Here is a 14,416-nt window from a genome sequence, read left to right on the forward strand (position 1 = left end):
ATGGAACGTATCTATCTGGACAATGCAGCTACCACTCGTTTAGACCCTGAAGTTTTGGAGGCAATGCAGCCTTTTATGCTCAACCACTTCGGAAACCCTTCATCCATCCACGGGCATGGACGTGATGTGCGATCTGCAATTGAAAAGTCGAGAAGAACTATTGCTGAATTACTAAATACCTCTCCTTCTGAAATTTTCTTCACATCAGGGGGAACAGAAGCCGATAACACTGCTTTAAGATGTAGCATAGAACAAAAGAATATTAAGAAAGTGCTCACTTCAAAAATAGAGCATCATGCAGTGCTACATACTTTACAGCATTTAGAGAAGCAGGGAAGTATTCAATTGGAATATGTTCCGTTAGATGAAAAAGGGAGTGTAAAAGTTGAGGCAATTGAAGCCTGGCTTAAGCAAAACCCCGAGAGTCTTGTCTCCTTGATGCATGGAAACAATGAGATAGGTAACCTGCTTGATATTGAAGAAGTGAGTTGGCTTTGTAAACAGTATGGAGCAGTCTTTCATTCGGATACGGTGCAAACTATGGGGCATTATGTTCATAATTTGCAAGAAATAAAAGCACAACACATAGTTGGTGCGGCTCATAAATTTCATGGGCCAAAAGGCGTAGGGTTCCTGTATATTAATGCTGAGCATAGCATCCATCCGTTTATACATGGAGGGGCACAGGAGAGAAACATGCGTGGAGGAACTGAAAATGTGTACGGCATAATAGGATTAGCTAAAGCATTGGAAATTGCTTATCGGGACATGGAAGAACATCATAACTATATTCAGGGCCTGAAAGACAGAATGATTAAAGGCTTAAAAGCTAAAATTGAAGGTGTTAATTTTAACGGCTTAAGTGCTGAAGCTGATAAAAGTTTGTATACAGTGCTGAATGTATGCCTTCCTACTACTGATATGAGCGAAATGCTTTTATTCAACTTGGATATTAAAGGCATTTCTGCCAGCGGAGGTTCTGCTTGTAGCAGTGGTAGCAACGTTGGCTCTCATGTAATTGCAGAAATGGTTCGTGATATGAACAGGCCTAATGTGAGATTCTCTTTTAGCAAGTATAATACTCCTCAGGATATTGACGCTGCAGTAAACACTTTAGCAGAAATATATGAAAAACATCCGGCATTAAAATAATGCCGGATACAGGTTTTAAATATTTAAAAGCGCTTTAAAGAAGCCCATATTTTCTTCTTTTTCCTTTATAACCATTAAAGGAATATCAGCATCATAATTAATTACTTTCTCTGTAACACTACCCAGCAATATAGAAGCCAACCCGGTTCTTCCCTTAGAGCCCATGATAATTAAGTCTGCATTTTTACTTTTTGCGTAATTAAAAATAGTATCAGCAGGAGAATCATCGTCATTTATAAAATCGCAAGTGATTTGACTCTCAAAATTATTTTTACTTAGAAAATCCTCAAAGTCTTTCTCGGCATGTCCCTTCATAATTTCTGCAAATTCCTCTCTACTTTTTCCTGTCTTATGAAATCCTAAAGGCACTTTATAGGTATTTAATGCTTTCAATTCAGCTCCTGTTTTTTGAGTTAAACTAATAGCCTCATCCATCGCCAACTTTGAGTGCTTGGAGAAATCAAGAGGTACTACCACTGTTTTCAATTGCTGAGATACAGTGTCGGGCACCAATAAAACAGAAGAATGAGCTACCTTAGTTACTTTTTGAGGCAAAACACCGGAACCTTTGAGGTTTCTCTTCCTACCCATCACTATCATATCAACATTCTTAATATCTATCCATTTAAGCAACTGATCTGTGGGGTTTCCTTCTTTTAGCTCAACAACCTTCTCGCATGAATATCCACTTTTCCACTGCTCTTCTATGTTCCCTTCTATGACATTCTGAATAGACTCATCTGTTGGAGCCAATAAATCAGGATAAGTAGTTTTAACTTCTTCTGGTAATTCAAAAGAATTAGCCACGTGAAAGAAATATACTTTTTCAGTCTGAAAATGCTCAGCCATTATTGAAGTATATTGGATTAGGATGTCATCCATTTCCGTCAGATCCAAAGCAACAAGAAGTCTTTCTAATTTGTACATATTATTTTCCGCTTATTTTGTTAATTAGTTATGCCTTTAATTGGGCTCGTAATTTAATAATTTATCTAACGAATTATAACTTACAAAGTGGTAGTTTGGCCTGGCTCTTCTGTAAATTCGTAAAGCCATTGCCTTTCCTTGTTCTGTTTTTACCATCTCAGTATATAAAGGCATCAAAAATTTTCTCCTCCCTGTTTCTACAAGAAAAGCTTCCATTTGGCTGTATGCTTTGCTGTAATTGTTTTTAATAGAAAGTAAAAACCATTCTGCTAAAATTTCTGAATTGCCAGAATTCGTGAAATCCATTTCCACATCAAGCTTCTCCATTATTTGATTGTCTATTGAATCGGGCAGTTGTTGTAGAAAATGCAACCATTCATGTGTACTCCATTTATATTGGTTTAAAGAATCTTCCAATTCATTTTTCAACCATTTATCTAATATGCCATTAACATTTGCAAATTTAGTTGAAGTGGGTGGGGTAAAGCTTTCAGGTAACCCCTCTTCATAAATCCATGAGGAGAGCATTCCTTCAGGAACCTGCAAATTATATTTACCAAAAAGATATTGCTCAACATACAAAACAAAAGCCTTAGTATTCATACTTTGGAAGGCATGGCTCTGAAAATATTGCTTCAAAAATGCATCGAACTTATCTCTGCCAGCCATTTTTTCCAAAGTTTTCAGGAAAAAGAAACCCTTATCGTAAGCAATGGCGGTCATCCCATCATCAGGATTTCTATTCTGGAGATTAAGCTTTAAGTGGGTGTCTTTCGTATTTCCTTCTTTCTTCATTGAAGCAATATCTGCTAGTACATCCCTGTAAGAAATAAGTGCCAGCATATCAGCATACTCTTTACCATATATTTCTTCCATAATCCTATTTTCAAAATACACAGTAAAGCCCTCATTGAGCCAAAAATCCTCCCAGGTAGCATTAGTTACTAAGTTGCCGGACCAGCTATGCGCCAGTTCATGCGCAATTAATGAGGTAAGGGATCGGTCTCCTGCTAAAATAGTAGGCGTTGCAAAAGTAAGCCTGGGGTTTTCCATTCCACCAAAAGGAAAACTTGGCGGAAGCATTAAAACATCAAATCTTTCCCATCTATACTCACCGTAGAGTGTTTCAGCTGTTTGAAGCATCTCATCCATTTCAGCCAGCTCATATTTGGCTTTCTCAATAGTTGCAGGCTCTGCATAAACACCGGTTCTTTCACCTATCGCCTCAAAAGTAAGGTCACCTACAGCTAAAGCCATCAGATAGGCAGGGATGGGCTGCTTCATTTCAAACTTATAGTTGCCAGTTGTATCCACTTTTTGTGGGTTTTCCGCACTCATTAAGGCCATAAATCCTTCAGGCACTTTTACACTGGCATTATAGGTAAATCGAATACCTGGAGAGTCCTGAATGGGAATCCAGGACCTACATAAAATGGCTTGAGACTGCGTAAATAAGAATGGTGATACTTTGCCTGCTGTCTGCCCGGGACTTAACCACTGCAAAGCTTCAGCTGACGGACTGGTATTGTAAATTATACTAACAGATTTTATGTTACTGTTAATGGGTACATGTAAAGGCTTTCCTAAAATTTTATCTGTTTTCCCAAAAAAATAATCAGTAGATTTTATTGAATCATTCAGGAAAACTTCGCTTACAGAAAGGTTTTTAGTATCAAAAATTATTTCATTGGCATTTTGTGCGGCCTGAATAAGGTAGCTGGCTTTAGCATTTAAAGATTTATTTTCAAATGAAACCTCTGCTTCCCAGTTAAGATGTGATATTTTAGCTGTAGAAGGTTTTGCAAATGAATGCTGATCGTTTACTATAAGGTTAATATTTTCAACTCTGTTTTCTTCCGAAGATTTATTCATTTGGCACCTGCTAAAGAGTAATACAATTAAAAAAACAAATAGGTTTAATCCCGTTTTCAAAATTTATGGATGTTTAATTAAATTATTAACTAATTTTAAATGGATAAAGATACAATCAATCAGTTTTAAACTCCTAAGTATGAGTTTAAAAATATTATATTGACCATTTATCGAAAATATAAACATCCTTATTGCGCATAACGTTATTTGTTATCATATTTGATTCTTATGTTTAGAATGTCAGGAACACATCAGCGGCCTACAGTTGTCATCGACATTGAAAAAGGCTTTTTCGAACTATCGGGGTCATCTATACCGGAAAACCCGATGGAGATTTTTACGCCAATTTTCGATCACCTCAATAAATATTTAGATGATCCTCAGCCTCTTACTGAACTTAATTTTAGATTAGATTACTTCAACACAAGCACTTCCAAACTAATGCTTGATATGATTCATAAGATGGAGATTCTAACAGAAAGAGATGGACATGAAGTAAACATAAGATGGTTTTACAGAGAAAACGATGATGATATGATGGAAATCGGTGAAGACTTTGCCAACTTGTGTCGTTTACCAATTGAGATTATCCCTTACAATTAATTTTTCTTTGCAAATAGTTGATATCCCATAGATTCTGCTAATGTGTCTCATTGCTGCAGTTACCATTCGTTAGCAAAATAATTTTTGGTAGTTTTATAAATCCCTGTTGCATACCTCATTTTAACATCAACCTAAATTCCTATTACATTTAGAATCAGTCAGCCACTATTGCTCTAAAATAGTATGCATAAAAAAAGCAACAGACAAATTGCCTGTTGCTTTCTGATTTAAAATTAAATATTTATTTAGTTTTTAAGAATTTTAAGTTGAGTCACGATACCTCCTTCTCCGTTTGTCAGTCTAATATTATAAAGACCTCTAGAGAATTTCTTCATATCTATTCTACCACTAGTCTCACCTGCGCTTAAAGAAAGTTTCTGCTGATCAACTAATTCTCCTTTCATGTTGAATAAGTTAGCAGTGAATTCGCTTCCTTCACCAGTAAGATCAAACTGAACGAAATCAGAAACAGGGTTAGGATATGCTCTCAAATCAACACCTTCAGAATTAGCAACCAGATTAACCTGATCCACTTTTTCTGCTACTGCTTTCATTTGTGCACTGTCTCCGATATTATTAATTACCATAATACCGTCCAGGTCATAACCATCCGAATTTCCGGCGGAGAAATCATCAGGATTACTGATATCTGTGATTCTCAGATAACTAACTGTAGATAAACCACTATTGGCTATATCAACTTCTCCGTCTCTGCAAATTTCTTCAGCAATAACTGACCAGGTCACCCCGTCCTGAGAACCTTCTACTTTTGCTTTTTCAGGATAAGAGCTACAATCCCTATCGGTATCACGGAATGAAGTTTCAACAATTAATAAATCATTGCCTTCGTGATCCATTACCTCGCAACCTAATTGAATGGTTATTGATCCTCCGAAACCTAGAGCAACAAAGTTATAGTTATCATTTTCCTGTGGTTCACCTAAAGCCATAGAAGGGTTTGATCTGCTTGTAGGAAGTTCTCTTCCATTCTTTCTATTTCCCGGGCTATAATCTACCACTGATTCACCATAACAGAAGTCAGGCTGATTATCGATAACTTCAAAATTGATAGTATACGCATCTCCTGAAACTCCGGTACCACCCGCATCTGTAAATGGAGTTGCAGTAACAGTGTTGATACCTTTAGGTAACGCAACTGGGTTATAAGACCCGCCACTTTCACCAGCTAATGAATAAGGTGCGGAATTATCTGTCTGATAATTATCTTCTCCATTAAAATCAAAAACTACACTGCCTACACTATCTGTTAGTGTATTAGCTACAATGCTAAATTGATTGCTGGCATAATTATCAAGATTGATAATATCACCTTCCATTAACTCACCTATTTCCTCATTAAGCTCCGCATTAATGAGTGTAAAGCTTACAATTTCAGGCACCCCTAAAACTTGCAATGATACAGGGATATTAATTAATGAACTGTCAGGATCATTACTGTTAATAGCTATATCTCCATAATAGGTTTCACCAGCTTCTAGCTCTTCAGTATAGAATGTAACTGGTACCTCATCCGTTTCACCAGGTGCTAAAGTTCCTCTTACTGGAGGGGTGAAAGTAATAGCTAACTCATTAGTTAAATATTCATTATTAAATATAACCTGTAAACCGGATAAACCTTGTGGCCCTTCTATTCCCACAGTAGAACTTGTAGTCATTGTTGAATTCTCAACATCTTCATACTGCATTTTTATACTTCCATCAGGATACAAGATTACCTGGAAACTTACAGGATTAGGAATCGGAATTAATGGAGGGAACCCAAAACCAGGAACACGATCATACTGAACTATAAAATATTCTTCAGTTCCGTAATAGTAAACTCCACCACCGTTTTGTGGCTCAATATCATCCCAAAAAGGAGCGATAAACAAATTAGGATTAGCGGTGTTTGGAATTTGTTGGTTAGAAAAGTTAGAGCCTGTTAAAGGAGCAAATGTTAAAAATCCATTAGCACCAATAGTCACACTGTCCTCATCTTCTCCAAAGAAATTGAAACTGAATGGTAGAGCAACAGTTTCATCGCCATCTCCACCTACATTAGCCAATTCTCCCATACTTGTAATATCGATATAATCGTAAGCAGGGCCTCCGCTATTGTTATCTATCCAGGTATATCCGAATGTTCCAGGGCCTCCACTTGCATTTAAAAATTTAGGGCCTACACGAGTATCTTCAGCTTCTTTGCTTAAGATTTTCTCATATTTAATCTGTTCATATTGTTGCGCTTTAGCATTTGCTGCCTGAGCACTTCCAAAATACGGTGGTGCCAGAGAATAATTTAATTCCGAACCTCCATTATTAGTAATTGATATAGTTTCAACTGTTGAATCTCCTTTATAAAGTACTAATGAAAGAGAATCAGGTGAAACTTCAATTACTGGAGGATCTACACCTATTCCTGACAAGTAAACAACTGCTGTTTCATTATCAAAGGCATCGTTACTTTCAATTACAACCTCATCTTCTGTAAATCCGACAGATGAAGGTGCAAATTCCACATTTACAATTCTAGATTGATCTGGTAATAAAGTAATTGGGGCTTCTTCATCTAAAGTAAAATCACTATTACTGTTTGAAATAGATGAAATTTCCAATTCTTTAGAACCTGTGTTTTCAATCAAGAAGGATGCTTGTGATGATAATCCAATAAATAAAGAATCAAAAGCTAATGAATCCGGTGTAATAACTATTTCAGGATAACCAATAACTGTTAATTCGAACAAAGCTGTGCTTCCTGAATCAGAAGGAGCATTGCTGGAAACAGTCAGTTCATCATAGTATATACCATCATTTAACTCCGTAGCATCTAAAGTAACAGTAAGTTCCTTAGATCCACCCGCAGGCACTACACCAGCCATGCTACTTACATTACTAATAAAGTTTGTAAGGGAAATTGCCGGCTTTATGAAACGAAGAGCGAGGCCATCTTTCACATATTCTGTATTGAAAGCTACCTGCGCACCATCGCTACCATCGGCATTTTCAATCCCTATAGTAGCAGATTCTAAGAAAGTAGCAGATTCCACATCATCATAGAAGATATCCACGTTTCCGTTACTGTTTAATACAATCTGGAAAGTAACAGTTTCATCAGCTGAGCCTAAGTACTCTGTAACATCCGTCCACTGAATAATAAACTGATCACCTAAATCCTGATAATGAACAGAACCATTAAATTCCTGTGGCTCCAAATCATTCCAGAAACCAGCAATCATATTATTAACTGCGTTATCTGTAGGGATTTGTGAGTTAGTCCAGGTACTTGTAGAAGTAGGAGCCTGAAAAGCCACAAAACCATTTGCATTAATGAATGCGCTTGAATAAGTGCTACCATAAAAATCAAAAGTGAATGGCAAATCTACTTCCGCAGTACCATCACCACCCAAAGTTGTAGTTATCTCAGTTCCGGATGCAGTAATGTCATTAAAGCCATAAACCGGTCCTCCTGTTTCATCACTATCTATCCAGCTATATCCAAACTCGTTATCAGTACCTACGCTATATAATACTTCAGAACCTACACGGTTATCCTTAGCTCCTTTTTCTTCAAGTGCAGCTGTGTTACTGAAACTTAGAATCTCAGTATTGTTTAACTTTACACCAGGTTTCGCTAATAAAGAGGCTACTGCTAAATCAGGGAAAGAATAGATCAAAGGTGCATTTCCTTCATTTTTTAAAGTAATTTGCGTTTCTACTGTAGTTCCCGCATCGGTGGTTGCACTCACTTCCTGAGGGTCAAGTTGAGCAACTGGTGGTTCTGCACCAACACCATATACAACAACTTGTAATGGCTCGTCTAATGCATCGCTTTCAATAGAGATAATTCCATTTCTTGCACCCACTTCACTCGGAGCAAAATTTACAGTTACTTCCAAACTACCATTTGCTTCTATAGAAGCTGATGAACTACTCAAGGTAAAGTCAGGGTTATCAGATGAAATATCAGTAACATTTAATACCGCTAAGCCTTCATTATTGATAGTGAAAGTTCTTTCCTTTTCAGCTCCAATAAATACGTCACTGAATAGTAAGTATTCATCTGAAACAGAAATTTCAGACTCCTGACCAGAAACTTTAAGATAAGTAGCTACAGTTGCTGCTGGTGTTACAGGATCATTGCTACTTACAATAATATCAGTGTTATACTCTCCGTTTGCTAATGAACTTGCATCAAAAGTTACTGTAACATCTACAGATCCACCTGGTGCTACACTTCCTGATGAAGGTGATAAAGTGATATAGTTCCCACTACTTCCTCCACCGGATAAAGCTCTCACAAAGAAGACGAAACCAGATGGATTAAAAGTTGCTCCTCCATCTCCACTGAAGAAATAGGTATCTGGTCTCTGAGTAGCGTTAGCATCAACACCTTGGGGAAAAGCTATTCCATCAGGGTATTTATGTACAACCCAAAATGACTCTCCTGCCTCAAAAGTTAAAGCTTCATTTAGCACCTCAGCAACTACTATACCCTCTTCGCTACCTTGCTCAAAAGTTTGCGTAAGTAATAGTTCTCCATCATTAGGAGTCGCTCCGCCTTTGTAAATCTCAAGTATTATAACGGGATCAGATACTGTTTCTGTTCTGAAGCCATTTCTTACTGCTGTTAATGTGAATGTGCTTTCAACATCAAAGTTAACCGCACTTGTATAAGCAGCAGTTTGCACACCAGAAAAATCATCAGGGAAATCGAGACCAGAATCATAGGCTATTGAATCAGAATATGTACTAGAATAAGATTGACCTCCGGATTTAGTCATTGAAACCCTTCTCGGTGCATTTGCTAATTTTTCAGTAACTTTCTCTTTATTTCCCACGCCATATAGCGCCATGTCAAGAGATGCAATAGTTATATTAGTACTATCATCAATTCCCGGAGTATAATTTATTGGACCTGTAGAAGCCGTAAACTCTAAAGAGCTTTCTCCGGAATTGGAAACCGTAAAGGTTCGGGTCGCTGTCGGTGGATCATCTGTTTTTACGTCAATTGAAGCACTTAAAGAATCAGGAGAAACTTCGATAGTTGCAGGACGTACAACTGTTAAACTTACAGGCACCTCTATTGGAGAGTTTACAGAATCATTACTGTTAACTGCCAAAACTGCTTCATATTCACCAGCATCTAGTGTTCTCGCATCAAATTTCACATCAACGGTAGTAGTTGAGCCTGCTGCAACTGTGCCTGAACTTGGCGATACTGTTAAGAAAAAAGCATCCGGATCCCCGTCTGTAATTTCTAAATTGTCCACATCTAAAGTTGAACCCTCTACAGCCATATTGGAAAGGAAAACAACCTGTTCAATTTCACTTGCAAATCCTTGACCGGAGAATACAAGCTCCTGATCAAAATAAATAGAGAAAGAAGCATCATCTTTATCTACTGCTATTTTAAGATCAAAATAACCTTCAGGAGTAGTTGCATCTATGCGGACAAAATCCGGATCTGTAAGAACATCAATGGTACCATCACCATTAAAACGTAGTCGGGTAACCACTGACTCTGCTGTTGGTGATTGTGGAATCACCTCCCAAGCTACACCACTACCTTGTATATTAATAGAAGCAGAAGCAGTCATGAATGGCTCATCCAAAGGCTCTATAGTAGGGGAAATAGCAAGAATATTTCCAGGACGTGTTCCTCCAAGTCCATCAGAAACACCCCTAAAATGCTGGCTACCCTCTTCAGGGTTTTCATCAGAAATAATCCAGTTACCTGCGTATTGACCTACCCAGCCGAGTTGATTATTAATGTCTCCTAAATTAAATTCTTCAAAATCAGTAGCATATAAACTGGTTATAACCCTGTTAAAACTGTTTGTATTACCTCTTACCAAAGCAGATTTGCTGGAGCCTTCCATAGCAGAAGGAAAAGATTCCTTAGTAAAACCCTTTGCGTTTATAAATGCATTGCTGGTAAAAACTTTATTTGTAAAACTATCTGCTGTGTCAGAGTTTACTTCAATACTGAAAGTAAGATCCGCATTACCTGTATTTGAGATGGTAAGTGGCTGCGTACTGGTTTGCAATTGTTCCAATGTTTCTGACAAAGAATCCGGTGAAACAGAAATTTCCGGTGCTTCTGAACCGTCCAGCACTCTGATTTCTATCGGAATACTAAGTGTGTCAGGACTTTCTGCTGTAGTAACATATATAGTTTCTTCATAAAGTCCTCTGGTTACTTCAGATACATTTAATTTCACTATAATAGAATCTGTTGTTCCTGATGCTATTGTTAGTGAGGTAGGATCGATAAATTCAATGATTGAGAAATTATCTGAAGAAGTAAATATACTTGCATTAACTACAGAATCTGAAATATTTGAAAGAGTGATAGTACTTAATAACGTATCTCCCACGAACAACTCTTCATCTATAGAAGTAGGGTTAGCCACTAAAAGAGGTGCGTCCGCATCATTAATAACCCAGCCCATATCTTTAAACAAGCCCCTGGTAATATCTCCAATGTCAAAATTAGATTCTGCAGAACCTACTGCCGGAGTCATTAATGAATTAACATCACCAGCTGGGAATGCAGCTTCATCCCAGTGTGCAAGACTTGAACCTCCTTGAAATGTACTAGGAGCATAAAGTTCAGGTCTTTCACCCCCTAAAGCAGCAACTGCAAATTCACCAGCCATAAAAATATCTCCACTGGTAAAGGCAGAACCTAATTGAGTAGATGGATCCGGGAAATCCAACAAACGATTACCTGCTCCATCCTCAATAAAAACTCCAAAGATAGAAGGGTTTCCATTAGAACGTAGGGTACCTGTTCCGCCACTGTAACCTCTAACAGTAGTAAAACCTAAACCATGACCTGCTTCATGTAGCGCAACAGTCACAAAATCATACAAGCCTGACGGTGTGTTTCCATCAAGTCCGAAGTACCAGGGAATACCATTTCCAAGGTTTACTATAAGGTCAAATTCTTCATCCGGGAAAAGTACCTCACCAGCCAATGAATTGGCTAATGCTGCAGGATAAAGAACATCCGATTCCGGTGCACCAGGGAAATTGGTAACATTGTATGCCGGACCAGCCGAAGCTAAAACACCAGGGCCTAAATTAGCAAAATCCGCATATACCTTAATAGGCACTGATGAAACAATTTGAGTAGACCAAATGTCCAGGGCATATTGAAAAGCTTCCCTTGCTTCAGGGTTAGCTTGTGCGCCCGGGCCAAAGGTAATGTCAAACTCTGCTGTAGCTTCATCTTGCAACATGCGCTGATGCATACCTTTAGTTTGCTGAGGTATATTTACTCTTGTAAACATATCCTGCGGCTTAGCCGGGCAAATAACTGGTACTGCCGGCTTCTTCTCTGCTTTCTGGGCCCATAGCTCCTGAGAGGCCACAGTTGAGAAAAGCAGTAAAAAAATCAATGTAAGAAAAAGACTCTTTTTACCTGTTGTAACAGGCAATAAATCAAAAAAGTCAGATTCGGTGTACTTTTTCTTCATACTTTTTTATTTTGGTTAAACAATAATTTAATCCTAAAACTATGGTTTAATCACAATAAAAACAATTTTTATATGTTTAATATATGTGTTTATCGAAATAAAAAAGTAAAAAGCATACACTTGAATACAGTGTGAAATAAAAAAAATTATATTGAAAAAATAGATTGTTTCAATGTAATGTAAAACTATATTTTAATAAAAAATATCATAAATAAATTCTGCCAACGAATAGCAAGAAAATAAAAATAATTACAATATTTTGAAACATATTGGAAAAGTGCAATTTGAAAATTGTTCAATTTTTTTTAATAAATTGAAAAGAATTATCCTTTTTAATGAATTAGAAAGATGATAACCAGCACATTAGTAAGATTAAAAATATTTAAAATGAAGAGGGTTTAAATGAATTATCTCATCTGTGTAAAACAACAGAGCAATCAATCTTCTTTAGGGGTTACATAAGCCAATTTACTAGGCCAATGGAAGACTTATTTTGCTATTATCTAATGATGTGTAGTAAGATTAAGTCCACTCTTTAAAATGAATACGGGACAAACTTGGATCAGCCCTTATGTAAGCTACCCTGAGAAAGACATGGTTAAAGTTATTTACTTAAAAGAATTAATCTTTAGCAATTTTTGAGGGCTTACTGCCATAAGTATTTTCAAAGTACCTACAAAAATGAGTGATTTTACATTGCTCACATTTTGGTTTCCTTGCTACGCACACATATCTGCCATGGAGGATAAGCCAATGGTGTGCCACATGAACATACTCGGAAGGAATATTCTTTACGAGTACTTTCTCTACTTCCAGAGGTGTTTTGGCATTCTGGTTAACAAGTCCTAATCTTTTTGAAACCCGAAATACATGGGTATCCACTGCCATAGCTGGCTGATTATAAATAACTGAAGCAATTACATTAGCTGTTTTTCTACCAACACCAGGCATTTTCTGTAAGTCTTCAATACTTTCAGGAACCTCAGAATTATATTCCTCTACCAGCATTTTTGCCATACCCAACAAATGCTTCGTTTTATTATTCATAAATGAAATACTTTTGATGTAAGGTAAAACTTCATCAAAATGCGAGGCTGCCAGGTGTGCTGGCGTAGGAAAGGCTTCAAACAAAGCCGGGGTTACTATATTCACCCGTTTGTCGGTGCATTGTGCAGACAAAATAACAGCCACAAGCAATTGATAAGGATTTTCATAATGAAGTTCCGTTTCTGCTTGTGGCTGATTTTTGGAGAAATATTCTAAAAAAGCTTTGTAGCGATCTTTTCTTTGCATTGGTTAGTCCTTTACAGGATGCAAGTTAAAGTCTTTTGAATATTCCAGTATACTATTAATGGTTTTTTCTGAAGGAGCCATCATGCTCCCGTCCAATTGCGTCTTCAGCTTCTGCAACTCTTGATATTGCTCCAATAAAGCAAGATCAATAGCTAAGGCTTTTTCGATTAGTCGATTCTCTTCAGTTGTGGTTTCATCATAAACATATCTGATTAAATCGTCATGAGTAAAAATTTTGGTCATAGGCTATATTATATTGTTGCATCTTTTTCCTCAAATTAATGAGGGCATAGCGCATCCGACCTAAGGCAGTATTGATACTCACACCTGTTTGTTCAGAAATTTCCTTAAAGCTCATATCCATAAAGTGTCTCATAATCAACACTTCTTTTTGAGCATCCGGCAATTCCTGAATCAATTTTCTCAGGGATTTGTGCATATCCTTTTTCATCTGCGCATCCTCAAAGCTGCCTTCTGCAAATTCGAGGGTCTCGAACACACTGTTTCCATCGTCCATAACGATGGTAGGGTACCTTTTATTTTTCCTGAATTTATCAATTGCCAAATTATGCGCAATTCTCAATATCCATGGAAGAAATTTACCTTCTTCATTATAACGTCCGGATTTTAAAGTTCGTATAGCTTTAATGAAAACTTCTTGCATTAAATCTTCAGCTACATATTGATCTTTCACTATCATGTAGATAGTTGAGAAAATTCTAGACTTGTGGCGGATTACTAATTGTTCAAACGCTACTTCATTACCATTGATATACTGGTTAACCAATTGGCTATCATCCAGTTTTGTTTTTTGACTATTCATCTTAAAACACCTTGTTTAGTTTGGTAAAGTTTTCTCTATAGCGTTATTCTTTGAGGTGAAAAATAATATAATAATTTCGAAAGTATTTAAAATGTGCGGAAACACAAAAAAAAACTCAACTATTTTAGAAAAAAAACAATTTGTAACTACTCAGGTGCTAAAATAAAATAATTTTTCATGTTGTGTGGATAAGTTTCCAATTAAAAAGTAGCCTGAAACATCATGGGGGTAATTTAATTGGCGAATAGCTGAAAATCAGCTTAAT

General features: G+C 37.0%; 8 protein-coding genes. 2 read left to right on the forward strand and 6 right to left on the reverse strand.

The window, feature by feature from the left end; translation table 11 throughout:
- Positions 1-1,152 (forward strand): cysteine desulfurase family protein, encoded by a 1,152-nt coding sequence (locus IEV85_RS22445; protein ID WP_188467515.1) that lies wholly within the window; start codon positions 1-3, stop codon positions 1,150-1,152.
- Between the two features lie 15 nt (positions 1,153-1,167).
- On the opposite strand, the gene IEV85_RS22450 is transcribed toward IEV85_RS22445, so the two are convergent.
- Together IEV85_RS22450 and IEV85_RS22455 are read right to left on the reverse strand one after the other, a co-directional pair.
- Positions 1,168-2,079, reverse strand: coding sequence for a universal stress protein (locus IEV85_RS22450; RefSeq protein ID WP_188467516.1), 912 nt, complete (start codon positions 2,077-2,079; stop codon positions 1,168-1,170).
- A 36-nt stretch (positions 2,080-2,115) separates the two neighbouring features.
- Positions 2,116-3,951, reverse strand: coding sequence for a M1 family metallopeptidase (locus tag IEV85_RS22455; protein ID WP_188467517.1), 1,836 nt, complete (start codon positions 3,949-3,951; stop codon positions 2,116-2,118).
- A 237-nt stretch (positions 3,952-4,188) separates the two neighbouring features.
- On the opposite strand from IEV85_RS22455, the gene IEV85_RS22460 reads away from it, so the two are divergent.
- On the forward strand, positions 4,189-4,554 hold the full coding sequence (locus tag IEV85_RS22460; RefSeq protein WP_188467518.1) for a SiaC family regulatory phosphoprotein: 366 nt from the start codon (positions 4,189-4,191) through the stop codon (positions 4,552-4,554).
- 245 nt (positions 4,555-4,799) lie between these two features.
- Here IEV85_RS22460 and IEV85_RS22465 read toward each other — a convergent pair whose 3' ends face one another.
- The 4 genes from IEV85_RS22465 to IEV85_RS22480 all read right to left on the reverse strand — a co-directional run bounded on the left by IEV85_RS22465 (position 4,800) and on the right by IEV85_RS22480 (position 14,151).
- A complete protein-coding gene (locus tag IEV85_RS22465) occupies positions 4,800-12,035 on the reverse strand; it encodes an Ig-like domain-containing protein (RefSeq protein WP_188467519.1) in 7,236 nt (2,411 codons plus the stop codon).
- 621 nt (positions 12,036-12,656) lie between these two features.
- Entirely contained in the window at positions 12,657-13,328 is a 672-nt protein-coding gene (gene nth / locus IEV85_RS22470) for an endonuclease III (protein WP_188467520.1), read from the reverse strand.
- A 3-nt stretch (positions 13,329-13,331) separates the two neighbouring features.
- Entirely contained in the window at positions 13,332-13,571 is a 240-nt protein-coding gene (locus IEV85_RS22475; protein WP_188467521.1) for an anti-sigma factor, read from the reverse strand.
- On the reverse strand, positions 13,549-14,151 hold the full coding sequence (locus tag IEV85_RS22480; protein ID WP_188467522.1) for an RNA polymerase sigma factor: 603 nt from the start codon (positions 14,149-14,151) through the stop codon (positions 13,549-13,551). The genes IEV85_RS22475 and IEV85_RS22480 overlap by 23 nt, the downstream gene beginning before the upstream one ends.
- Between the last annotated feature and the right edge of the window lie 265 nt (positions 14,152-14,416).

Source organism: Marivirga lumbricoides (assembly GCF_014636295.1).
Classification (GTDB): domain Bacteria; phylum Bacteroidota; class Bacteroidia; order Cytophagales; family Cyclobacteriaceae; genus Marivirga; species Marivirga lumbricoides.

What these genes read in the sequence shown, in the direction of transcription:
- IEV85_RS22445 (WP_188467515.1), top strand. Translation starts at nt 1, where the DNA reads ATGGAACGTATCTATCTGGACAATGCAGCTACCACTCGTTTAGACCCT.
- IEV85_RS22450 (WP_188467516.1), bottom strand. Translation starts at nt 2,079, where the DNA reads ATGTACAAATTAGAAAGACTTCTTGTTGCTTTGGATCTGACGGAAATG.
- IEV85_RS22475 (WP_188467521.1), bottom strand. Translation starts at nt 13,571, where the DNA reads ATGACCAAAATTTTTACTCATGACGATTTAATCAGATATGTTTATGAT.
- IEV85_RS22455 (WP_188467517.1), bottom strand. Translation starts at nt 3,951, where the DNA reads ATGAATAAATCTTCGGAAGAAAACAGAGTTGAAAATATTAACCTTATA.
- IEV85_RS22460 (WP_188467518.1), top strand. Translation starts at nt 4,189, where the DNA reads ATGTCAGGAACACATCAGCGGCCTACAGTTGTCATCGACATTGAAAAA.
- IEV85_RS22480 (WP_188467522.1), bottom strand. Translation starts at nt 14,151, where the DNA reads ATGAATAGTCAAAAAACAAAACTGGATGATAGCCAATTGGTTAACCAG.
- nth (WP_188467520.1), bottom strand. Translation starts at nt 13,328, where the DNA reads ATGCAAAGAAAAGATCGCTACAAAGCTTTTTTAGAATATTTCTCCAAA.
- IEV85_RS22465 (WP_188467519.1), bottom strand. Translation starts at nt 12,035, where the DNA reads ATGAAGAAAAAGTACACCGAATCTGACTTTTTTGATTTATTGCCTGTT.